Origin of the sequence: Abiotrophia defectiva ATCC 49176, from assembly GCF_000160075.2 — a bacterium.
GTDB lineage: Bacteria > Bacillota > Bacilli > Lactobacillales > Aerococcaceae > Abiotrophia > Abiotrophia defectiva.
On the sequence record NZ_KI535342.1, the window covers coordinates 1 to 24,174 of the forward strand.

The window sequence follows — 24,174 nt, forward strand, 5'->3', positions numbered from 1 at the left end:
CGTTCGTCCTGAGCCAGGATCAAACTCTCATGAAAAATTTCATAAGTCTACTTGACTCATTTCTTTACTAGCTTGTTTTTTTACCCAGCTTGTCTGCTGCCGAATTGTTGGTTGTTCATCAAGTTTCCTCGATGACCCTCACATTCTTGGTGTGTCTTTGTTTAGTTTTCAATGTGCTCGTTGCCACTACGTGACAACTTCTATATATTAGCACAAGCCTCACTTCCTGTCAACAACTTTTCAGAAGTTTTTTCGAAGTTTTTGCTTGGCCGTTGTCTCAGCGATAACTTCTATATATTAGCACCATCTTCTAACAATGTCAAAGCTTTTTCGAATGCTTTTGACGATTTTTAGAAAATGGTTCGTGTGTTCCTAAGAACATAATGTAATATACCATGACTAACCCTACTAAGTCAACACTTTCTAGCCACTTTTCAGTCCTTTTTTTGACCCAAAAGAAAAACACTATATATAGGTTGTATAGCCAAGTGGCTCCCCCTATATATAGTGCTAATTCTAGCTAAAGATTAAGGTCAGAATTTCTTCTGCTGTTACTCGGCCAAAATATTTATTGAAGTCTAAGTTCTCAAATACCTGGTTGACAGCCTCGCGCTCGAAGCGTACGCCTACTAGCGCGTCTTCTACATCGCTAATGTCTCCAAGTCCAAAGAAGTCGCCATAGACTTTAACTTCCTTAATAACCCCTTGCTCCACATTGAAGCGGAAATCGACAAAGCCAAATGGGAACTTCTGACTCATTTGGATTGCAAAAGCTGGCGATTGCCCATAGTTCCAGTCCCAATTACCGAAACGTTCAGCTTGAATCTCTCGAACTTTAGCCCAATCTTCTTCAGTCAACTTAAGTTCTTTGACTTGGTCACGACTTTCCACGCCAAATATTTCAAGCAAGAGTAAATCACGGAACTCCTCGGTAGTGAGTTTTTGATATTCCGGTGATACATAAGGTTTAATATTAGTTACACGACTACGGACTGACTTAATTCCCTTTGATTCAAATTTTTCCTTTCGGGGTTTAAGCGCCTTGGTCACTTCATCAAGATCCGCATCGAATAAGATGGTCCCATGAGCGGTCATACGACCATTCTTGGCATACATGGCATTACCTGAAAACTTCTTGTCCTCAATCAGCAGATCATTTCGCCCTTTGAGCTCCGCTCCTTTTGCTCCCATTTTATGTAGAGCTTCTATTACCGGTTGCGTGAAGCTAGCGAAATCCCGGAAAGAGCCGTCATCGTCTTTAATGAAGCAAAACGAAAAGTTTCCTCGATCATGGTAGACAGCCCCGCCGCCGGACATACGGCGAACCACTCGAATTCCTTTTTCTTCTACATAGGCTTGGTTTACTTCTTCAATGGTGTTTTGGTTTCTTCCTACTATAATAGAAGGATCATTGATGTAGAAGAGCAAGATTGGCTCATCGACCAATCGGTTTTCCACCAAATAAGTTTCTAAAGCTATATTCAGACTTGCATCATAGTTGTTGCCATTATCAACAAAATACATATTATAGTCTCCCTCTTAAAGTGATAAAGTCAGACCCGGCTGACAATGAATTAAATTAATATCCGGGTTCAAATCCGCCGCTATTTGTTGGAGGATGAGCGTTTGATCCGCATGAGGCGCCATATGACTAGCGACCAGGGTTCGCACATGGGCCTGATTGGCCAATTGCGCGACTTCACTAGCCGTCATATGAATCTCGTTTCGCCCCCGTTCGTTAGTAAAAGCCGAATCAGCAATTAGCACATAGGCACCTTGGCTGAATTCAATTAATTCTGGACACCAACCCGTATCAGCCGTAAAGACTAGGACTTGTCCTGTCTCCAGCTCTTCCAAACGCATAGCGTAGCAAGGAAGTGGATGGACCGTCTGGCAGAAACTTACGCGAAAAGGCCCACATTCTAAGACACTATCCGCCCCATAAGTCATCAATTGGCTGGTCTTGTCCTCAATGGCCAAAGGCGGAAATGCCGATTGGTCATGCAAATAAATAGGCACTGGCGCATGTTTAGCTCCCGAAGGCTTTAACATTAATAAATGCTGGATAGTACCTAAATCCGCCACGTGATCAGCATGGTCATGGGAAATAATGACAGCATTAAGCTCTAATACATCTAGATAATTTTCTAGTGCGCGTGCAGCACCAGTCCCTGCATCAAGCAAAATATGATAGGCCCGGTCCTGACTCGAAACCACAAAAGCAGTTGTGCCATTGTCTCCTATTGGGTAACCTCCGGCACATCCTAAACAATGAATATGCATATGTCCTCCCCCCCTAGACATTGGCCACAATATCGGCAACCGTCTGACTGTTAAGGCGTTTGAGCAAGGCGGTCATCAGCGCCACTGTATGTTTGAAGTCATCTTCGTGGATAATCGAAGTATGGGAATGTAAGTAGCGAACCGGAATGGTAATAGCAATAGATGGTACGCCATCAAGACTTTGGTGCTGTGCCCCAGCATCCGTTCCGCCACCCTTAATGCTGGTGAATTGGAATGGAATACCTTCTTCTTCCGCCACATCGATTACGAAGTCACGCAGGCCTTTGTGAGGAATCATAGACGCATCATAAATTAAAACTTGAGGCCCTTTGCCTAATTCACTGTCTGCTTCTTTAGGTGTCATCCCCGGTGTATCCCCCGCAGTCCCTGTGTCTAAAGCAAAACTGATAGCAGGATTCAGTTTGTGGGTCGCGCCCTTAGCGCCACGCAAACCAACTTCTTCCTGAACATTAGCCCCGATAAAGAGCTGGCTAGCATGACCTTGGCTGGCTGCATATTTTAATACTTCAATCGCAACTGCAACGCCGATGCGGTTATCCCAAGCTTTCCCCAAGAGGAAAGGGCCGCCGTTGAGACGACGATATTCGATATAAGGTGTAATCATGTCCCCCGGACGAATACCCCACTCTAGCACTTCTTCCTTAGAAGTCGCTCCTAAATCAATAAAAACATCCGCTATATCGACCGCCACCTTGCGTGCTTCTACTGGCAAAACATGAGGTGGCTTAGAGCCTGTTACCCCATGGAAGGTTTTACCGTCTCGTGTCGTAACAGTCACTTGTTGAGCCAACACCACTTGGCTCCACCAACCGCCAATCGGTACAAACTTAAGAAAGCCCTTGTCTGTAATCTGACTAACCATAAAACCCACTTCATCAAAATGAGCTGCCATCATAATCCGTGGACCGTTGGCATCCCCAATATGCTCCGCAAATAAGCCTCCAAGGCCATCTTGAACGTAGCCTTGCGCATAAGGTGCCGTTTCTTCTTTGAAAAGTTGGCGAACCGCACCTTCATTACCCGCAATCCCATTGACCTCACTCAAGGCACGCAACAAAGTTTCATTGATTTCCATCCTATTCCTTCTTTCTACTATATAATATGTATCGCACTTCCTATTTTAGTACTCTGCCCTAACGACTTCAAGCAGGATTGCTCGCCTAGCTAGAATCGAATAGTAAATTCTATTTCAGTCTCTGAACGCATGCCGACTTTTAAATGCCAGCCATTACCTTCTGCTACTGCTTGGGCTAAGGACAGGCCCATCCCACTACCACCTCGGTCGCGTTGGCGTCCCTGGTCTGGCCGGTAGAAACGCTCGAATAAGCGCTCTGCCTGCTCTTGACTCATTTTCTGACAATGATTGGCCACATACAAGCTCTTGTCAGTTTGTCGCCAGCCAACCTCAATCTCTGTCCCTGCCAGATGATACTGAAGGGCATTTTCGAGTAGAACCTGGCTGACCTGCTGAAAAGAGGCCCTGTCGATAGTTAACAGAATACTATCAGGTAAATTTAAGGAAACCTGCGCCTGGTTTGCTTCAAGCAAGCCCTCAAGATCATCCAACGCTTGTTTTAACAAGACGACTAAATCCAGAGACTCTGGATTTAGCGCGACTCGGCCTTCATCATAGCGAGCTAATTGCAGCATCTGCTCCACTAAGGCATTTAAGCGTTGGATTTGCCTGCGATTACTTTGGGTCCATTCATTCTTGCATCCTGTCAATTCTAAGACATCGTTATTGGTAGCTAGAACCGCTAAAGGGGTCTTAATCTCGTGGCTGGCATTACTAATAAATTCCTGTTGACGTTTAATATTGTTAATCAAAGGCCGAATGGCTCTATTAGAAAAGTATCGAAGTAGACCATAGACGATGAGTAAGGTCAAAACCAAGATACCTAGCGAAATCATGGCCAAGCGAGTCACCGCCTGAAGTTGGCGACCAGCATCTACAAAGAGCCATTCCTTTTCTCCTTGCGAATTCGTCCGCTGATAGTAGCGCAGGACGCCAATCCAGCCCCGGTTTTTAGAAGATTTCAAGAGTGAACTGAGGATATTCGCCAAAGTTTCCTGGTCGTAATCATCCATGTGGTCTAATTGACTGGTAACTAACTCACCATTGGCATCGGTTTTAGCGTAGATATAACGAGCCGTATGAAAATTAGGTTCCTGATAACTCTGCCAGAGTCTAGCCCAATCAAAGCCTTGATTCTTCGGCAGAGGCGGTCTTTCCTGATTGCCCTGATGCTGATTCTGGCTCTGGTCTATTAGGTGACTTGCTTCGCCATCCAAATCTTGGACCGTCTGCCAATAGTTGAGCCCATTCAAACCCAGGAGCAGGCACAAGAGCACAGCCGTAAAAGATAGCATGGCGATTCGGACAAAACGGCCTTGCATCTGCTTAATCATGCGCCACCTCCAGCTGATACCCCAGGCCTCGCGAGGCTTTAATCGTCACTTTAGATCCCAGCTGCTGTAATTTTTTGCGTAAAGACGAAACATTGACCCAGACCACGTTAATCTCCGCGTCAGAGTCTAAGCCCCAGATTCTTTCCATGATTAAATCGGTGGACAGAACCTGTTGCTGATTCAGCATGAACATCTCCATCAATTGAAACTCCCGCTTATTCAAGGCAAGTTCAGCCGCCCCTACCGCTAGACTGGCCCGTTGGCGATAGAGGGTTAAATCACCATAACGCAAATCATTCTCTACCAAGTTGGCAGGGCGTCGCAACATAGACCGAATACGAGCGAGGAGTTCCTGCATATCAAAGGGCTTAGTTAAATAATCATCAGCCCCTAGGTCAAGCCCCTGCACCTTGTCTTCAATTTGGTTTTTGGCCGTTAAAAGCAAGGTCGGCACTTGAGATCCCTCGCTTCGCAAGGTTTTTAGGACATCGAAGCCTGATTTCTTAGGCATCATAACATCTAAAATTAGGCCATCATATTCCATAGAACGTGCATACAAGAGGGCTTCTTCTCCATCTGCTACATGATCCACATCATAATGATGATGCTTGAGAATAGCCTGAATCCCTTTGGCTAAATCTAATTCATCTTCTGCTAGTAACAATCTCATCTTTCTTGCCCTCCTTATGCTAGTCTCATTGTATCACATTTACCTCGCCAGTCGCTATTTGCAAGCGTTTAGCAAGGCGCTCCCTCACAATCATGTTATAATAAGGAAGGAAATCAAGCATCCATCTATTTTTACTTACTACTTTCCAAGGAGTGTCCGCTATGTTTTTATCTGATTCACTACTCGATTCTATCCATCAACGCGCAGATCATTACGATCGAAGCAACGAATTTCCTGAGCTAGACTACCAAGCGCTCAAAGAAGCTGGTTACTACAAGGCCTTTGTACCCAAAGAATTTGGCGGGCACGGTCTCACACTTCAAGAAATCGCACAGGAACAAACCCGCCTAGCCAAAGCAGCACCTGGCACTGCCCTAGGTATTAATATGCACCAGATTATTGTGGGCTTGGGCCGTCATCTAGTAGCTCATGGCCAAGCTGCAGGCCAACAAATCCTAAAAGACGCGGCAGAAGGTCACCTCTTGGCCTTCGGCATCTCGGAACCTTCTAACGACCGCGTCCTTTTTGGTTCTATCTGCCAGGCTCAACCCCAATCAGACGGAGGCTATCTGTTCTACGGCGACAAGGTCTTCCTGTCGATGATTAAGGCCTGCAGCCGTTTCGTGACCTTTGCGACCGACTCTAGCCAAGACCAAGCCCAGTCCGTCTTTGCCTATGCCCACAAACAAGATAATCAATTAGAGATTCACGAAAACTGGGATACACTCGGTATGCGTGCCACTCAATCACATAGCGTGACGCTCAAGGGACTGCAAGTAAGTCCTGAACAAATCTTGGCCAAACTAGCTCCTAGCCCAAGTTTAGATCCTACCGTTTTCGGTATTTTCGCTTACTTCGAGATTCTACTTGCCGCTACCTATTTAGGCATTGGCCAACGGGCCCTCGAACTAGGCCTAGAAACGGTCAAAAAACGTTATTCTGTCAGCAACCAGACAACCTACGACCAGGACAAAAACATTCGTTGGCGTTTAGCCGAAGCCGCTATCCAACTCGATGCCATCCCACCTCAACTTAATCATTTCTGCCAGGCTTTAGATCAAGGTCACCCTTATGATTTAAGCTGGTTACCACGCCTGTCCGCCCTAAAAAACCGTTCCGTTGAAGCCTCTAAAATAGCAGTCGAAGAGGTGATTCGCGCTTGTGGAGGGCAAGCCTACTTCAGCCAAAACGAATTATCCCGTCTCTATCGCGACGTCTTGGCCGGTCTCTTCCAACCTTCCGATCAAGAATCACTCCACGAAGCTTGGGCTAGCATGCTTTTGGGCCCTATCAAGTCATAGCACTAGACAACTTTGCATGCTTTTCAATTCTGTATTATAATACTACTAGGATTTACTATTGGAGGTAATGAAATGAAAAAAACTTTACGCATTTTCCTATCTAGCTTATCATTAACTGCCCTCTTAGCAGGCCCTACAATCGCTTTGGCAGAATCTTCAAGCAGCGAGTCAAGCGCTAGTAGCCAAGAAAGTACCGCTAGCTCAGAGTCTAGCACAGATTTCAAGGCGGTAGCTGAGGCTATCAAGGCCGCAACTTCCGCTAAAGAAGCCAGCGTGACTTACACAAACTCAACCCCTATTACTTTTGGCAAGGCTCCAGTTACGGAAACCATCCACGCCTACAGCTTAATCTCCCTCAAAGATTTCACCAAGGATTTAGCGTTCCCTTTTGGTGGTGACACCCAAACTGGCGCTGTTCTTGTACTGGATGTCTCCCTTAAGAATGACTCAGATAAAGATACCTATATTACCGGCGGTTTCTCTGGCTCCATCGTAGGCTATAACAAAGCAGTGAGCCACAACAACAACCTACTAGATGAGGCGAAAGATCTAACCAAGGCTGTTGTAGACGCCAAGCAAGTGCTTAAGGCCAAATCTGAGCTTCGTGGCTTCGTTGCCATAGCAATTGGTGGCGACGCCCTCAAACAATTAAACAAAAATGGCGAGTTATCATTCGATCCCCTCATTGTATTAGCTAATCAAGGGGACAAGATTACGGATGCTATTGTACCTACAGCATCTACTATTCTGCCAACGTCTAAAGAAGGGGCAGCAAAACGTTCAGCGGCTAGCGAATTCTACCCTGACAAACTGACTGCTGAAAACTGGGGAACTAAGACCCTCATTAGCTCAAGTACTGATAAGCAAAACGTTAAATTTGAAGGCTATGATGTGACTTTGAACGGCTACCAATTGGTTGACTTCAAGCCTAATGAAGACCAAGCTAGCCGTTTCGAAAAACTTAAAGGTGGTGTGGTAGTCTTAACTGCTGAAATTACTGTTAAGAACAACGGTAAAGTTGCCTTGAACGCGCGCCAGACCGCTGGTAACTTAGTTTTCAATGACCAACTAAAATTAATGCACGAAGGCATGGTTGAAGTTGAGCCGGCCAAAGATAAGGAAATAGTAGAACCTGGCCAAGAGTATACTTATCACTTAGCATTCGTCTACAGCAAGGATGACTATGACCTCTACAAAGATCGCTCACTTACTTTGAACGTCAACCTCTATGACAAAGACTTTAAGTCCTTAACCAAATCCGGCGATATTACCTTCCAACTTAAAAAATAAGCTTAAAGCTAGAAAGCCACAGGTCATCAGACCTGTGGCTTTTTATATAGGGCTCTATGCTATCCCCAAAAATTGTGTTAAACTGATAGAAAGCGTTACCTATTTTATCTCTAGGAGGGCTTGCATGACAACCCGACGTAAACTTGTATTCGTTGACGACGAGACTTTTGTACTCCAGTCCATTGTCAATCTGATGGATTGGGCTTCTTTGGGCTACGAATTAGTAGGCACAGCCAGCAATGGCCAAGAAGCGCTAGCTATAATAGAAGAAACTTGCCCGGATGTGGTCATTACTGACATTTGCATGCCACTCATGGACGGTTTCGAATTGAGTCAAGCCATCTACGAATTTGATCCTACTATTAAGATTATCTTTATCAGTGGCCACGACAAATTCGACTATGCTCAGAATGCCATTCGCCTTAACATCCAAGAGTATCTACTAAAACCCATTACCCCTTCAGATATCCAAGCCGCTCTTGCCCGCGTCAGCCAAAACCTTGACGCGCAACGCCAGCGCGCACTTGATATGCAGGAAATGACACGGGAATACATGTCAACCATTGAGGCCTCCCGACGTAGCTTACTCATTAGTCTTGTAACCGAACCTCTGACTCTAGAAGCTACCAGTCACTGGCAACACCGCATCAATCTCTATCAATTACAAATTCCCGGGCCCTTTTACACCGTCATCAGCCTCTGCCCACGTCAATCCTCTAGCCCCATCCACGCCGTCAGCTCAGACATGCGCGATGTTCTCTTTGCTGAAGAATTGAGCTGGGTCTCCTACCGTAAGACAGTCCTAGAAGTCTGCCATAAATATTTGCCGGTCGAAGCCTTCCCTTTTGCTGGTAAATTAATCATTATTCTTAGTCATGACGAGCCTGATTTAGCCGCTACCTTGGACCTTTTACTGCAAGATATTCAGCAAACCTTCCTGAAAAATTATCGGCGCACCCTCTACCTTGGCATCAGCCAGTCTTCCTCACACTTGATGGACTTAAAACGTCTATATCATCAGGCCCTCCAGGCTTATGATTACTGCCAATCAGCGCCAAATACTGCCCTATGTTACTACGGCGATTTCAGTGTCGAGATGGAATCAAACCTAGACTACGATGCGACCCCTGATCAACGACTCTTGTCTTTGATTAAGATTGCTTCCTATCCCGAATTCGAGGATTACATTGTGAGCTTAATTAACCAAAGCCATCGCCAATCCTCTACGCCTTCGGCCGACTATCTCTTTTTCCTTGAATTAACTTCACGGGTTATTCGTATCAGTCAAAACCTAACTGGCATCCAAAATTCATCTCTAATTGAGTCCTTTATGTCTCAAATGGTGGCATCTAACCAAGCCTCAGTAGCGGATTTAATGCAGACCTTCCTGGCCCACAGCAAAAAGTTACTACTCTTAATCCAGAGTGAGCGCCAAACCCTCAAAGAATCACTAACCCAGCAAGGCTTGCGTTTAATGCAACAACATTATCAAGATCCACTCTTTACAGGCAAACGCTTGGCTCAGTTAATGCATGTCAGCCCTAACTATCTCAGTTCTCTATTCACTCGCGAGACAGGGCAATCCTTCAAGGAGCACTTGATTCAAATTCGTATGAATAAGGCTAAAGAGCTCTTACTAACTAGCTCAGCCAAGGTCCAAGAAGTAGCCTTAGCAGTTGGCTACACCGACACTCACTACTTCTCCTATAGTACTAAGCGCTACTTTGGCCTATCTCCGCGCCAAATTCGTGAGGCCGCCCAAGAAGGGAGTCCCACACTATGACTCCGGCCAAACGCCACCCCTTGCATCGCGTCATTTATTTGACTTGCTTTCTCTTATCGACCTCTATTCTAGGCATTAGTCTCTGGGGCCATTATCAAATTGCGCGCGATCTCCTGATTAAGCAGACCATGACCCTAACCGAGCAGCATGTAGCGCGCTCGACAGAAGCCTTGGAAACTATGATTGCCACGATGGATGTTGCCAACGAAGCAATCATCCGTCGCATCACGCTCGAAAGCCTAACGCCTCAAGCTTTGCATGATTTGTTGGATTCTAGCGTCACCCTCAATCGCGATATCCAATCCATCGCAGTATTAGATGAAGAGGGCCAGGTACTAGATTTTGCGCCTAGTCGCTTCCAGCTTAAAATGAATAACCAACATCCGATTTTATCTCCAGATTGGTATCAAGAAGAGGCTCAACACGACCAAACGCTCTATTCCAAACCCCATATTCAGCATCTCTTCCAAGGAGAATTTCCTTGGGTCATCTCCAATACTATCCCTTTCACCCATCAAGGTAAACGTTGCCTTCTACTCATCGATTATAAAATCAAGACTTTCCAACGCTTCTTTGAGACCGGAGGAATTGGCAAACAAGGCTACACCTACTTGGTGGATGACCAACAAGAACTCATCTATCATCCCCACCAAGCTCTAATGACTGCAGAACTCAAACAAGAAACCATCCCAGATTTAGGAGCTGAGACTACAAAAGTCCAACTAGATAAGGACAAACACGTCGTGTTAGCCAGTCAAGTAATGGCTGGCACTCATTGGCGTGTTGTCGGCAAAACCTACCTGCAAGAAGTATTGGCTAGTGGTCTATCACGAATTCTTCAGACTTCGCTTATTCTCTTCTTAGCCTTGACCTTTTTGATTAATGTTCTGACCTACTTACTAGCTCGTTTTATTGCCCGACCTATTCGTCGCCTTGCACGCCATATGCAAGACTTTCAGGATCTTCCCACTGGTCACTATGAGACTTCTGGTTACGATGAAGCCAATGAGCTCTATCAGGCCTACCACCAACTGCTCAACCAAGTAGACCAACTCATGGAGCAAATTAAAATTGAAGAAGCCGCTTTACGAAAAAGTGAGCGAAATGTCTTAGAAGCTCAAATCCAACCTCATTTTCTCTATAATACTTTGGAGTCTATCCTGTGGATGATAGAAAGTCAAAATACTAGAGATGCTTCGCATATGGTGACTGCCTTAGGTCGGCTACTCCGCATTACCTTAAGTAAGGGCAAGGAGTATATTCCCTTGGAGCGTGAATTTGAGCATGTCACCAACTATCTAGAAATTCAGCAAATTCGATATAATCAACAATTCACTTATCAGCTCGAGCTGCCAGAGCAAGTTCGCTCATACCCTACTATCAAACTAATCCTACAACCTATTGTAGAGAATGCCATTATACATGGCTTGACCAACCTCTATGAACCTGGCCTGCTGACAATTGAAGCTAGCCAGTCAGAAAAAGGAATTCTAATCCAAATTAAAGACAACGGCCAAGGTATGAGTGTGGAGCGTTTGGAAGAACTACGCCGAGAGCTAAAACAGCCATCTGATGTAGCGGGGATTGGCTTGCGCAACGTCCATGAGCGTCTGCAAATCTATTTTGGTCCAGAATATGGGCTAAAAATTGATAGCCAAGAAGATCAAGGAACCTGCGTCAGCCTCTTGATTCCGCACCTAGACTGGGAGGACTTACCAGCATGAGAAAACTTTCTACTATATTATTAGGGCTTGTCTTGATCAGCTTAGCTAGCCTCTTAGCCCTAAGTCTTTGGCTTGGTCAACCTGCTCAGACCATTACACATCGTATCTTGTTTGCTAGTAGCAAAGCCTTGAGTCATCCCTACAATCAGCAAGTCTTGGCAGGTCTCAAAGCTTCAATCAATCCCTCGGACGACGTAGAACTTCAAACCTTGGCTTTACCAGATAATGTTGATGAACAAGCAACCCTCTTAAGCCATCAAAAACTCCTAACAGGCGATCAAGTCATACTCCACTCTGCCTACAGCCTTGAATTAACGCCTCAATTAGAAAACTGGCTTAATCAAGGGATTAAACTGACCTTAATCGATAGTCCAAAAGTCCAACTATCCCAAGCAAGTCAGCTAGGCTGGTCCCCTCAAGAGCAAGGACAGGCCCTAGCCCAAGCCTTGAATTCCAAAAGCGGAACAGATGCCCCCTTCATTCTAGCCTATCAGGCAAATAATCGTGAAAGCATCGAGCGCCTAAAAGGAGTTCAGGATGTCCTAGATCAGTCTGGCCAAGCCTACCAGACGCTTGCATTAGCAGGCGACAAACTCGATAATCAACAGGCTATGCTTCATGCCGTTGAAGCCTCATCTTCCAAGCCAGCTGTCGCCTTACTCGATCAAGCCTCTATACAAGAGCTGGCACGTTACTTGCATCAAAATTTAGCTATTCCTAACATCTACAGCATCGGCTATCAAGCTCAGGTATTTAGCGCTATCGAAGCAGGGGACATCAGCCGTAATCTCACGCCTAACCCTTATGCTTTGGGCTATGCAGCAGGGCAAACTGGTCAAAATCAGTCTGACAAGGCTAGTGATATAGCCACTAAGCTTACCTATCAATGGATTGAGGCGCAAGACCTCTTCAATCCCCAATTTGCCAGTTGGCTCTTCCCTTTGGAATAAAAATACTGCTCGCAGTAAGCAACATATACAAAAGAGAGTTGGCCCTTGCCAACTCTCTTCTATTATATATAGTAACAAAAAAGCTGGGATACAAATCCCAGCTTTTAATATATTTCTTATTAACGTACACGCACTGCAAATTGTGGTGTGAAGTTTTGGATGTTATTGTAGCCTAATGGCGTACCTGGTTGAGAAGCATGAATGAAGTTCCCGCCACCAGTTGCAATCGCTACGTGGTAAGTTGAACCTGCGTCACCCCAGAAGTAGAGGTCACCCGCTTGTGCTTCTGATACAGAGATACGAGTCCCTGCAGATTCTTGTGGTACTGTCCAGCTACCTACATCGATACCGTATGCTTCTTTGAAGACATATTGTACAAAGCCTGAGCAGTCAAAACCACTTGGGCTCTTACCGCCCCATACATAAGGAGTCCCTACGTATTTAGCAGCTGTTGATAATACATCGCCATAAGTTGAAGCCGCTGGTGCTTCTGCTGCTGGCTCTTCTTCAGCCGCTGCAGGAGCTTCTGGTTCTTCCTCGGCTGCTGGGGCTTCTTGAGCAGGTTGTGGTGCTGGGGTTGTTGACTCTTCTTCTTGAGTTGAAGGAGTTTCTGTAGCAGTTGATTCTTCAGCTACTAGAGTTTCAGAAGCAGGAGCTTCAGATGACTGACTTTCAGTCGCTTCTGCTTGGCTGTTTGCTTCAGCTTCTGTAGTTGGTGCTACTGGTTTTGCTTCCTCAGCCGCTGGAGCTGGTTGCTCAGCTAATTGAGATTCACGAGTTGCTTGCTCTTGAGCCGCTTGTTCTTGGGCAGCTGCTTCTGCTTGTGCTTGTTGTTGTGCTAAAGCTTGTGCTTGAGCTTCTGCGGCAGCTTGTTCAGCCGCTGCTTGTTGTGCTGCTGCAATTTCTGCTTGACGTTGTTGGTAGGCAGCTTTCTCAGCAATCAAAGCTTCACGAGCATTTTGTGCTAATGATAAATCAGAAGTCAATTGGTTGTATACTGCTTCGTTGTTAGCTTGTTCTTCGGATAAAGCACCTTTGAGGGCTTCTAATTGAACATGCTTAGCAACGTTATCTGCCTTAGTGGTTTCTACTGCAGATTTTTTAGTTTCAACAGCTTCTTTATCAGCCTTTTGTTGGCCTAAAAGTGTTTTGTTAGCTGAAACCATCTTCTTCACTACGTCTACACGACCAACGAAGTCGCTAACAGATTTAGAAGAAGCTACAACGTTAACGTAGTTTTCAGCCCCACCTGTTGCTTGAACAGCACGAGCTTGATCAGCCAAGAGGCTTTCGCGTTTGCCAATTGCTACTTCTAAGTCTTTGATTTCTGCTTGTAAGCTTGCAATTGCTGCGTCATTTTCTTGGATGTTACCTTGAAGGGTAGTTGCTTGCGCTTGAACTTCTTGCAACTTAGCGTAAGAGCTAGCTAATTGTGCGTAAAGTTGTGCTTGCGCAGCAGATAAGTTTTCGATTTGGCTTTCACTTTGCCCGATTAATGAATCGTAGTCTTGTGCGAAAGCAGCCACAGGTGCAGCTACGCTCCCTAATACGACGGCTGAAGTTAATAACGTTTTGAATAATCTCTTGTTCATAAGCGATTTGACTCCTTTTAGTCTCGTAATTTGTATATCACGCTTGTGTTGGACACAGGCTTTGGTTTATCTTTTTATGACATGCTTACATGATATCACAAGTTTTGGCTAAGGTGCGGTTTTTCGACGATTCGTATAGCATCTGTAACACAGCTGTAATTTTACATGAGTTTTCACTGTTTTTTGACTCTTTTTTGCCACAATAGACAGCCGAATAAGCCAGGTCTTCAATATTCTACAGGTGACGAAAATGGCTTATCAGCCCGATTCCCGCTTTTGTCTAGACCTTTAAGCCGGAGCAACTATCCCAAAAGATAGTCTTGCAGATGGTGCCATAAAGATTGTGGCCATATAAATTACTATGTTGTTTCAATATTTATACTACACCTTGATCTTCCAAGCGCCTTTTTCGACCTCTAGAAAATCATGAGAAACTCCCAATTACTTAGCCTACCAACCAAACTCACACACCAAAAAAGCAGGCCAAAGGCCTGCTTACTTATCTTAATCTTGGAAGGTAACGAGCGTATAATTCTTTTTGCCCCGACGTACAACTACGTACTTACCACCGATAGCATCTTGAGGCGTAATGACGGCTTCCACATCAGTTACCTTAGTGCCATTCAAGGTAATCGCGCCATTCGAAATAAATTCTCTGGCTTCACGACGAGATTTAACAATACCCGTATCTACTAACCAAACAGCTAGGTTAGCTTCCTCTCTTGCGGCGCTGGCTTGCGGCATATTTCTAAAACCTTGCTCGATTTCATGAACCGTGAGCGAACCCACCTCGCCTGTAAATAAAGCTTCTGTAATCCGAATGGCTTCATCTAGAGCCTCTTGCCCGTGAACAAAGCGCGTTACTTCTTCAGCCAAACGCTTGTGGGCAACCCGCAAGTGAGGCTGAGTCTCAATTTCGACAGCCAAGGCATCAATCTCTTCATGAGATAAGAAGGTAAAGTACTTAAGGAATTTAACCACATCACCATCTTGTTGATTGAGCCAGAATTGGTAGAACTCAAATGGCGTTGTTTTTTCTGGATCCAACCAAACTGCCCCACCTGCTGTTTTACCAAACTTAGTGCCATCAGATTTGAGCATAAGCGGAATGGTCAGCCCATAGACTTCAGTCTCATGGCCTTCAGTCCGACGAATAAAATCCAATCCGGCCGTAATGTTGCCCCATTGATCGGCGCCCCCAATTTGTAATTGAACATCGTATTCTTTATACAGATGGGCAAAGTCAATGGATTGAAGGATCTGGTAGCTGAACTCAGTAAAGGAAATCCCTACCTCTAGTCGAGACGCGACAACATCCTTAGCCAACATATTATTAATGTTGAAATGTTTACCATAGTCACGCAAGAAATCTAAGAGCGAGATCTGGCTAAGCCAGTCGTAGTTATTTACAATCCGGAAACCACTCGCTTGAACATCCCCTTTTAGGAAGAGGCGGTTCATCTGGTCTGCTAATTTACGCGCGTTTTCCTTTACCACATCCATGGTTTGCAAGGTACGCTCGCTATTACGCCCACTTGGGTCGCCAATTGAGCCCGTTCCGCCCCCAATTAGCACTACTGGTTTATGACCAGCCAACTGGAATCGTTTAAGAATCATAAAGGGAATTAAATGTCCAATGTGCATGGAATCCCCTGTTGGGTCGACGCCACAATATAAGCCAATCGCCTTCTTATTTACTAGTTCTTCTAAGCCTTGAGCGTTAGTCTGCTGATTGATGGCACCACGCCATGTTAAATCATCTAAAATTGACATCTTCTTTCCTCCTTATGTATTTTCTATCTTCCTATTATAACGCGATTACAAGTCTGAATCAATCTAGCAATAGCGTAAATTTTCGAACCTTATGCGTAAATTATTCTATGTAAGCGTTTCGCTATTAGGAGTAGAATAGACTCAAATCCTATAAGGTGGTGACATTATGACACAAATCGCAGAGTACCTATTGGATATTGAAGATATCGTCAAGGAGTTTCCAGGGGTCAAAGCCTTGGACGGTGCACGACTTAAAGTTCGCCCTGGTACCATTCACGCCCTCATGGGTGAGAACGGTGCTGGTAAATCAACTATGATGAAATGTCTCTTCGGTATCTATATCGAGGACTCCGGTAGTATCAAACTCAATGGCCAACCCGTACGCTTTAACAACCCAAAACAAGCGTTGGAACAAGGCGTCTCCATGGTCCATCAGGAACTAAATCAGGTTCTTAAACGTAGCGTCATGGAAAATATCTGGTTGGGCCGCTTCCCAAAAACCAAACTTGGCCTGATTGACGAGCACAAGATGTACCAAGATACCAAGGCCATCTTCCAGCAACTCAACTTGGATATTGATCCACGGACTATCATTGGCAAACTCTCCGTCTCCCAACGTCAGATGATTGAGATTGCCAAGGCAGTCAGCTACGATGCCAAGGTAATTATCCTAGACGAGCCAACTTCCTCTCTAACGGAGCAAGAAGTTCAGCACCTCTTCCGCATCATGAACCAACTCAAGGATCAAGGTTGTGGCTTGGTTTATATCTCCCATAAGATGGAAGAAATTTTAGCCATTTCTGATGAAGTGACCATTATGCGAGACGGCCAATGGATTGCGACAGAAGCAGCTAAAGACTTAACCATGGAACGTATCATTCAACTCATGGTAGGGCGGGATATCGGCCATCGCTTCCCACCTCGCAACAATCATCCTGGCCAGGTAACCTTAGAGGTGCGCAATTTGACCGCTAAATATCAACCAAGCATTCAAGATGTATCCTTAACTGTTCACGAAGGCGAAGTTTTGGGGATTGCCGGTTTAGTGGGTTCTCGTCGGACTGAACTAATTGAATGTATCTTCGGGATTGCAACCCTAGCCAGTGGCGAGATTTACAAGAATGGCAAGTTGATTCATAATAACAACTCCCGCGACGCTATCAAAAACGGCTTTGCCTTAGTGACAGAAGAGCGCCGGGCAACAGGGATTTTCCCAATCGCGGACATTCGTTTTAACACGGTTATCTCTAACATGCGACACTATCGCGGTAAGTTAGGTCTGATTCGCAATGCTTCCATGGGTAGCGATACCCAACGCATGATTGATGCCATGGCCATCAAGACCCCAAGTCAACGAACACAAATCCGCTCCTTATCTGGTGGTAACCAGCAGAAGGTGATTATTGGCCGTTGGCTACTAACCGATGCGGATATCTATCTCTTCGACGAGCCAACGCGGGGGATTGACGTCGGAGCCAAGTACGAAATCTACCAAATAATTTTAGACTTGGCTAAGAAGGGCAAGACCGTTATCGTTGTCTCCAGTGAAATGACCGAGTTGCTCGGTATCACTGACCGCATTGCAGTCATGTCTAATGGTCGCTTGGCTGGCGTCGAAAAGACCGAATCACTCACCCAAGAAGAAATTCTTCGCTTGAGTGCACTCTATCTCTAAGGAGGATGTCTCTATGGAACTAAGTAAAAAACTACGCTTCACCAATAAAACACCGCGCGAGCTATTATTAGACTTTTCTCTTTATATTGTGCTTGCTGCTTTAATCGCCATCATTATTTCGATGGATACTTCTTTCGTTTCACCAAAAAACTTCATTAACATCTTGGCTCAAGCCTCCACTCGGATCATTATGGCCTGCGGGGCTGCCGGGCTTATCATCTTAGGCGGGACAGACTTGTCTGCCGGCCGCGTCTTGGGTTTAACTTCCCTGATTGCTGCCTCCCTCCTTCAATCAACTACCTACGCTTCGCGTATGTATCCCGATTTACCTCAATTACCACTCTGGTTGCCACTCATTATCGTTATTGTAGTCGGCGGGATCTTCGGTTTGATTAACGGTTTTGGGGTAGCTATTCTTAAAGTCCACGCCTTCATTATTACCTTAGGGACTCAATTAGTAGCTTACGGGATTGCCTTGATTTATCAACAACAACAAGCAGGGGGCGCACAACCGATTGCTAACTTTGACGACCGCTACCGTAATTTAGTTAACGGCACCGTCAACTTTACCAAAGATATTCAAATCCCTTATGTAGTCTTCTACGCCATTGTCGTCTGCGTGATTATGTGGATTATCTGGAATAAAACCCAACTTGGTAAGAACATGTATGCTATCGGGGGCAACATCGAAGCAGCTGAAGTTTCCGGGGTTAATATCGTTAAGAATATCCTCATCATTTTCCTGATTTCAGGGATTCTCTATGGCTTAGCTGGCTATCTGGAAGCTGCTCGGGTAGGGTCTACTACCTCTAACACCGGTCTTAACTACGATCTCGATGCCATCTCTGCTTCCGTTATCGGGGGTGTCTCCTTCTCTGGTGGGATTGGGACTATTCCTGGCGTTATTATCGGGGCCATCATTCTCCAATTCATCAACTATGGTTTGGCTTATGTAGGTGTCAACCCTAACTATCAATACATCATCAAGGGCTTGATCATTATCTTGGCGGTAGCAATCGACGTACGTAAATACATCAAGCGCAAATAAGACCGTAAATTTTCTAACCTGGAGTGTAAAAAAATCAATGTAATCGTTTTACACGCCGTGTTATACTCAATTCAACAAAATAAAATCCTTAAAGGAGTCGATCTTTATGAAAAAAGTCATTACATGGTGCGCCATCTTCTGCCTATTCTGCTTAGCGCTAGTTCCTAGCCTCAGCCCTAAAGTTCAAGCCGAAGATAAGAACATCAAAATTGGGGTAGCTTTCTACAAATACGATGACGCTTATATGTCTTCTGTACGTGTAGCGCTTGAAAAAATCGCCAAAGAGCATTCCAACGTTGAACTCATTGTCAATGACTCTCAAAACGACCAAGCTAAACAAAACGACCAAATCGATGTCATGATTCAAAAGGGCGTGGATGTCCTCTTGATTAACGTGGTGGACACTGGGGCAGCAGAAGCAGTCGTTCAAAAAGCTAAAGACGCGAATATTCCGCTCGTGCTCTTCAACCGTGAACCAGCGACTGACGTTGTTAAAGCATACGACAAAGCTCGTTTCGTTGGGACAACCGCTAAAGAAGCTGGGATTATCCAAGGTAAGATGATTGCGGAACTATGGAAATCTGACAAGAAATATGACCGCAATGGTAACGGCAAATTAGATTACGTTATGTTAATCGGTGACCCAGAAAACCCAGAAGCAATCGCTCGTACAAAATATGCTGTTGATACTTTAACCGAAGCTAAGATTGAAGTGAACAAATTAGGCGACCAAGTTGCTAACTGGGATCCAGACAAAGCAAAAACTGCAACTGACGCTTGGTTAGCTAAAGACGCCGACAACATCGACGTCATCATCTCTAATAACGACTCAATGGCTTCTGGTGCTATTGCTGCTCTCCAAGGCGCCGGCTTCAACACTGATGCTAAAGCTGACAAGAAGATTCCTGTATTTGGGGTAGATGCGACTGAAGAAGCAGTAGACCTCATTGCTCGTGGCATTATGACTGGTACTGTAAAACAAGATGCTGAAGGGATGGCTAAAGCTGTCTTCGCACTCTCTTACAATGCAGGTCAAGGCAAAGACTTCTTAGACGGCACTGACTACAAGTACGACGACACTCAAGTTGCTGTACGTATTCCTTACCAAGCCTTCAACGGCCAATAGGCTATTATCGAAGGGTATCTCCTTTAGGCAAGTTCCTCTGGGACTTGCCTTGCTTTATCAAAACTAGGAGGCACGCAATGACCACCCAAGAATCCACCGAAAACAAGCCTGAGGTAAGCAAAACTTCACCCAGACGTACCAATCTATACGAGGGCATTCATCTATCCGAGCGCACCCTCAACATCATCATCGGCATGATTATCGGGTTGTTGGCTCTAACCCTCTACTTCGCCTTACCGCGTTAAGGCAGACAAAAAATAGGCTGAGACAAAAGTCTCAGCCTATTTTTTTATCTACATACAAGGACTAAGCTTCGACTACCGTCTCTTGGCTAGCCTTGCGCGCTAATTCTTTAGCTTCACGTTCTTCCACCTGATCTACAAAATCACGTAGAAGTTGCTTCACAACAGTTGGATCTTCAGTCTCATTGACTGCCACCTTAACCTTAGAAGAACGCGGAATACCTTTAAGATAGTAATGGGCTTGGGTCCGAAATTCTCGCGTTGCAGTCCGATCACCCTTGAGGTCTACCAAGCGTTCTAGATGGTCGATGGCCGTATCAATTTTCTGTCTCGCCGTCATTGCCGGCAAGAGTTCACCGGTCTCAACATAGTGGACCATCTGCTGGATAACCCATGGATTGCCCAGAGCTGCACGCCCCACCATAACACCATCTACACCCGTCGTATCAAGCAAGTATTTGAGTTCTTCAGGCGTTCTAACATCCCCATTCCCAACAAAAGGAATGGTTTTAAGTTCTTTCTTAACTTGCGCCAAAATATCCCAGTTGGCCTTACCTTCATACATCTGTACCCGGGTCCGGCCGTGCATGGCCACCATGGAAGCACCTGCGCGTTCAGCTGCTAAGGCATTTTCAATGGCGTAAAGATGTTCATCATCCCAACCAGTCCGCATTTTTACTGTGACTGGCTTTTGAACGGCATCCACTACTGCTGCCACCATTTCATAAACCTTGTTCGGGTCTAAGAGCCAACGCGCCCCTGCTTCTGCCTTAATGACCTTGTTAACAGGGCAACCCATATTTATATCAATAATGGCACACTCAGTGTTTTCAGCAACATATTTAGCCGCCTCTACCAAAGTTTCTTTGTTGCCTCCCATAATTTGAATGCTGAGAGGATACTCATTTGGCTCAATGTGTAGCATGCTCAAGGTCTTGTCATTACGGAACTGAATCCCCTTGTCACTAATCATCTCGCAAACAACTAGGCCCGCACCAAATTGTTTTACAATGGTCCGAAAGGCTGCATTTGATACTCCCGCCATGGGTGCTACCACTACCGGGTTTGGAATCTCAATTTCTCTAATTTTGAACAAGCTATACCTCCTCTGCGTCTGCTTCTTGCCCTGCAGCTTCACCTGCTGCGATGATGGCCTCTAATTCTTGAACACTATAGTCATAGTGGTTCTCACAATAATGGCAGACTACTTCAGCGCCCCCATCTTCATCAATCATAGCTTGGATTTCCTTACGACCTAAGGACTGAATACCGTGTCCATAGGCTTCCTTAGAGCAACCACAATAGAAAGAGACATCTTTCTTAGACAGGACTTCAGAATTACCATGCCCAACTAAGAGATCCAATAGAGCCTCTAAGCTTGGTTGTGACTCCAAGAGATCGGAGAAACGGCCTAAATCCGCAATGCGCTTCTCTATGAAGTCAATGGTCTCGTCAGTAGCACCCGGCATCACTTGAATCATAAAACCACCCGATTTAGCCACAGACTCATCAGGATTAACCAAAACAGAGAGTCCGATACAAGAAGCTGTTTGTTCAGACACAGCCATATAGTAGGTGAAATCTTCTGCCAACTCCCCACTCACCAATGGCACTTGACCAGAGAAGAGTTCCTTATTACCTAAGAGTTTACGTACAGCCATATTGCCGGGCATACCCACTGCCCCAGCAACGTCTAACTTGCCAATGGCATTGAGTTCTAAGGCTACCTGCGGATTAGACACAAAGCCACGTACATGGCCGTAAGCATCCCCTTCCGCAATAATGCGGCCCACTGGTCCCGTTCCGAGGATTTCTACCCGTAAGCGTTCGTCTCCCTTAGAGTTAGACGCTAATAAAAGGGTCCCTACTAGGGTCCGGCCTAAGACAGCCGTTGCGGTATGCCAAGTTTTGTGCCGATTGACTGCTTCTTGGACAACCCCAGTAGCATCCAAAACCAAAACCCGCAATTGGCCATCGAATGCCAAGGCTGTTAATAATTGATCTGACATGATTGCTTCCTCCATCTCCCAATGGGAGTCATTATATTCCGTTTCTAAGTATATCAGACCCCACCAGTTTAGCAAGTCTTTGGCCTAGTGCTAATAGGCAAAAAAATCAGACCCATGAGGTCTGATTTTCCTTATTAGGCTTGATGATGTTCAGACGACACTTGATCATCTGCAATGATACGGTCGCCTGCTTCCAGCGCTTCTTCTACACGTGAAGGAGTCGCTTTTTGATCTTGACTTTCGCCCGAAGTAGGAGTGTCTGTTTCTTCAGACTTTGCTACTTGCTCAGGCATCTTCCCAGTCTTAAAGAGAGACTCAATTTGCGCCGCTTCTAAGGTCTCAACTTCAAGCAGTTTCTCTGCAATCAGGTTGAGTTGCTCACGGTGCTCATTGATAATGCGATGTGCCTCTTCATGAGCTTGGTTCAATAATTGACGCACTTCATTGTCAATCTCGTAGGCTACCTGATCAGAATAAGCAGGTTTCTGGCCATAGTCACGACCAACGAAGACGGTATGGTTACCTTCGTATTGAACCGGCCCTAAGCGGTCTGACATCCCATATTCAGTGACCATGCTACGCGCAATCTTGGTCGCTTGTTGGAAGTCATTGCTGGCCCCAGTAGATTGAGTGTTGAAGACAATCTCTTCGGCAGCACGACCACCCAGGAGCCCTACCATTTGATCGTAGAGTTCCTTACGAGTCACAATATAAGCATCTTCACGAGGTAACATGACCGCATAACCACCTGCGCGTCCGCGTGGCACGATAGTCACCTTATGAACGACACGTGCGTCACTTAAGACCATCCCGATGATGGTATGCCCCGCCTCGTGGTAAGCCACGGTACGGCGTTGTTGTTCAGAAATCACACGATCTTTCTTAGCTGGCCCCGCAATCACCCGGTCATGGGCTTCTGCGATGTCCGCTTGAGTAATAGCCTTATGGTTAAAACGTGCTGCTACTAAAGCCGCTTCGTTCAGTAAGTTTTCCAACTCAGCCCCTGAGAAACCAGGCGTTTGTTGTGCCACGACCTTGAGGTCAACTTCTGTTTCTAATTTCTTGTTACGGGCATGAACTTGAAGAATCTGTTCCCGCCCCTTAACATCTGGGTTACCCACCAAAATCTGACGGTCAAAACGACCTGGACGCAAGAGGGCTGGGTCTAGGACATCCGAACGGTTAGTCGCCGCAATGACGATGACGCCTTCATTGCCTTCGAAACCATCCATCTCAACCAGTAATTGGTTAAGGGTTTGTTCACGTTCATCGTGTCCGCCCCCGAGACCTGCGCCCCGTTGACGACCCACGGCATCAATTTCATCGATGAAGATAATAGCTGGGGCGTTCTTCTTAGCATTCTCGAAGAGATCCCGTACCCGGCTAGCCCCGACCCCGACGAACATCTCGACGAATTCAGAACCTGACATGGTAAAGAAGGGAACCCCCGCTTCGCCGGCCACTGCCTTGGCTAAGAGGGTTTTACCTGTCCCTGGAGGGCCCTCCAGTAAGACACCGGCTGGGATACGCGCCCCCAACTTGGTGAAACGTTTAGGATCCTTAAGGAATTCCACTACTTCTACCAGTTCTTGTTTCTCTTCTTCAGCACCCGCTACATCACTGAAGCGGACTTTGACTTTCTGCTTGGAAATATCCTTAGAGCGTGACTTACCAAAGTTCATGGCCCCACGCATACCGCCTCCGCCAGCGCCACTCTGGAACATGTTATAGAGGAAGAAGCCCATCATGACCATCAGGAGCACCATCGGTAAGATATTGGCCCACAGTACCATATTGGATTCGGCCAAGGTCTTCATCTTGACCCCTTGTTGGGTCGCTGTTTCCGTCAATAACTTAAGCGTGCTATCGTTACCTAGCACTCGGCTGGTGAATTGGGTGGCAGTCTCACTTCCGCCTTGGAAGAGGGCCACAAAGTTGGTTTGTTCTGAGCGTGTTGTTCCGGTCTTGTATTTTCCTTTGACATTATAAACACCGGAACCAATCTGGACATCCATCTCGGCAATCTTGCCGTCCGCAATCTCTGTCATCAACTCACTCTGGGTGAGTTCCTTGACTTGGCCACCCCCTAGAGCCCCTGACAGGGCATGGAAGAGCATAAAGAGCATGGCTAATGCCATCATAGATGTCAGAATGTTCCGCGTCGAATTACGATTTGGGTTTTGCATAGATGCTGTTCGACTCCTTTGTCTTGATCATTCTGTTCATTCTTGTATTTTATCATATTTTATCATAGGGTCCTAATGGAAGGTCCCTGTAA

The 24,174-nt window shown here is 45.7% G+C and carries 19 protein-coding genes; 9 read left to right on the top strand and 10 right to left on the bottom strand.

The genetic code is table 11. The annotated features are described in order from the left end of the window. Positions 1-516: 516 nt before the first annotated feature. The 5 genes from GCWU000182_RS08830 to GCWU000182_RS08850 all read right to left on the bottom strand — a co-directional run bounded on the left by GCWU000182_RS08830 (position 517) and on the right by GCWU000182_RS08850 (position 5,383). On the bottom strand, positions 517-1,524 hold the full coding sequence (locus GCWU000182_RS08830; RefSeq protein WP_023392461.1) for a lipoate--protein ligase: 1,008 nt from the start codon (positions 1,522-1,524) through the stop codon (positions 517-519). A 15-nt stretch (positions 1,525-1,539) separates the two neighbouring features. Further along, positions 1,540-2,283: an MBL fold metallo-hydrolase gene (locus GCWU000182_RS08835; RefSeq protein ID WP_035364946.1), complete on the bottom strand. Its 744-nt coding sequence runs from the start codon at positions 2,281-2,283 to the stop codon at positions 1,540-1,542. A gap of 13 nt (positions 2,284-2,296) precedes the next feature. After that, a complete protein-coding gene (locus GCWU000182_RS08840; RefSeq protein WP_023392463.1) occupies positions 2,297-3,379 on the bottom strand; it encodes a M42 family metallopeptidase in 1,083 nt (360 codons plus the stop codon). An 89-nt stretch (positions 3,380-3,468) separates the two neighbouring features. After that, positions 3,469-4,713: a sensor histidine kinase gene (locus GCWU000182_RS08845; protein WP_023392464.1), complete on the bottom strand. Its 1,245-nt coding sequence runs from the start codon at positions 4,711-4,713 to the stop codon at positions 3,469-3,471. Beyond that, positions 4,706-5,383, bottom strand: coding sequence for a response regulator transcription factor (locus GCWU000182_RS08850; RefSeq protein ID WP_023392465.1), 678 nt, complete (start codon positions 5,381-5,383; stop codon positions 4,706-4,708). The genes GCWU000182_RS08845 and GCWU000182_RS08850 overlap by 8 nt, the downstream gene beginning before the upstream one ends. A gap of 161 nt (positions 5,384-5,544) precedes the next feature. Here GCWU000182_RS08850 and GCWU000182_RS08855 point away from each other — a divergent pair, with 161 nt between their 5' ends. The 5 genes from GCWU000182_RS08855 (at position 5,545) to GCWU000182_RS08875 (ending at position 12,431) form a co-directional block, all read left to right on the top strand. Next, positions 5,545-6,684 carry an acyl-CoA dehydrogenase family protein gene (locus GCWU000182_RS08855; protein ID WP_023392466.1) on the top strand — a complete coding sequence of 380 codons (1,140 nt, stop codon included), beginning with the start codon at positions 5,545-5,547 and terminating at the stop codon, positions 6,682-6,684. A gap of 72 nt (positions 6,685-6,756) precedes the next feature. Continuing rightward, the gene (locus GCWU000182_RS08860; RefSeq protein WP_023392467.1) at positions 6,757-7,974 is read left to right on the top strand and encodes a hypothetical protein; all 1,218 of its coding nucleotides are present in this window, start codon (positions 6,757-6,759) and stop codon (positions 7,972-7,974) included. 124 nt (positions 7,975-8,098) lie between these two features. Next, on the top strand, positions 8,099-9,757 hold the full coding sequence (locus GCWU000182_RS08865) for a response regulator transcription factor (RefSeq protein ID WP_023392468.1): 1,659 nt from the start codon (positions 8,099-8,101) through the stop codon (positions 9,755-9,757). Next, positions 9,754-11,481 (top strand): cache domain-containing sensor histidine kinase, encoded by a 1,728-nt coding sequence (locus GCWU000182_RS08870; protein WP_023392469.1) that lies wholly within the window; start codon positions 9,754-9,756, stop codon positions 11,479-11,481. The genes GCWU000182_RS08865 and GCWU000182_RS08870 overlap by 4 nt, the downstream gene beginning before the upstream one ends. Beyond that, positions 11,478-12,431 (top strand): substrate-binding domain-containing protein, encoded by a 954-nt coding sequence (locus GCWU000182_RS08875; protein WP_023392470.1) that lies wholly within the window; start codon positions 11,478-11,480, stop codon positions 12,429-12,431. Before GCWU000182_RS08870 ends, GCWU000182_RS08875 begins: the two co-directional genes overlap by 4 nt. A 119-nt stretch (positions 12,432-12,550) precedes the next feature. Here GCWU000182_RS08875 and GCWU000182_RS10395 read toward each other — a convergent pair whose 3' ends face one another. Both GCWU000182_RS10395 and tyrS read right to left on the bottom strand, forming a co-directional pair. Beyond that, positions 12,551-14,023, bottom strand: coding sequence for a C40 family peptidase (locus GCWU000182_RS10395; RefSeq protein WP_023392471.1), 1,473 nt, complete (start codon positions 14,021-14,023; stop codon positions 12,551-12,553). Between the two features lie 504 nt (positions 14,024-14,527). Beyond that, positions 14,528-15,796, bottom strand: coding sequence for a tyrosine--tRNA ligase (gene tyrS, locus GCWU000182_RS08885; RefSeq protein ID WP_023392472.1), 1,269 nt, complete (start codon positions 15,794-15,796; stop codon positions 14,528-14,530). 166 nt (positions 15,797-15,962) lie between these two features. Between tyrS and GCWU000182_RS08890 the strand changes: the two genes are divergently transcribed. The 4 genes from GCWU000182_RS08890 (at position 15,963) to GCWU000182_RS10230 (ending at position 19,890) form a co-directional block, all read left to right on the top strand. Then, a complete protein-coding gene (locus tag GCWU000182_RS08890) occupies positions 15,963-17,471 on the top strand; it encodes an ATP-binding cassette domain-containing protein (RefSeq protein ID WP_023392473.1) in 1,509 nt (502 codons plus the stop codon). A 13-nt stretch (positions 17,472-17,484) separates the two neighbouring features. Next, entirely contained in the window at positions 17,485-18,519 is a 1,035-nt protein-coding gene (gene mglC, locus GCWU000182_RS08895) for a galactose/methyl galactoside ABC transporter permease MglC (RefSeq protein WP_023392474.1), read from the top strand. Positions 18,520-18,625: 106 nt separating this feature from the next. Next, complete coding sequence (locus GCWU000182_RS08900) at positions 18,626-19,645, top strand: galactose ABC transporter substrate-binding protein (protein WP_023392475.1); 1,020 nt, start codon at positions 18,626-18,628, stop codon at positions 19,643-19,645. A 77-nt stretch (positions 19,646-19,722) separates the two neighbouring features. Then, entirely contained in the window at positions 19,723-19,890 is a 168-nt protein-coding gene (locus tag GCWU000182_RS10230; protein WP_023392476.1) for a hypothetical protein, read from the top strand. 61 nt (positions 19,891-19,951) lie between these two features. Here the strand turns inward: GCWU000182_RS10230 and dusB are convergent, their stop codons facing one another. The 3 genes from dusB to ftsH all read right to left on the bottom strand — a co-directional run bounded on the left by dusB (position 19,952) and on the right by ftsH (position 24,082). Beyond that, complete coding sequence (gene dusB, locus GCWU000182_RS08905) at positions 19,952-20,983, bottom strand: tRNA dihydrouridine synthase DusB (protein WP_035364950.1); 1,032 nt, start codon at positions 20,981-20,983, stop codon at positions 19,952-19,954. A 1-nt stretch (position 20,984) separates the two neighbouring features. Continuing rightward, complete coding sequence (hslO, locus tag GCWU000182_RS08910; RefSeq protein ID WP_035364951.1) at positions 20,985-21,896, bottom strand: Hsp33 family molecular chaperone HslO; 912 nt, start codon at positions 21,894-21,896, stop codon at positions 20,985-20,987. Between the two features lie 134 nt (positions 21,897-22,030). Continuing rightward, the gene (gene ftsH, locus GCWU000182_RS08915) at positions 22,031-24,082 is read right to left on the bottom strand and encodes an ATP-dependent zinc metalloprotease FtsH (protein ID WP_035364953.1); all 2,052 of its coding nucleotides are present in this window, start codon (positions 24,080-24,082) and stop codon (positions 22,031-22,033) included. Between the last annotated feature and the right edge of the window lie 92 nt (positions 24,083-24,174).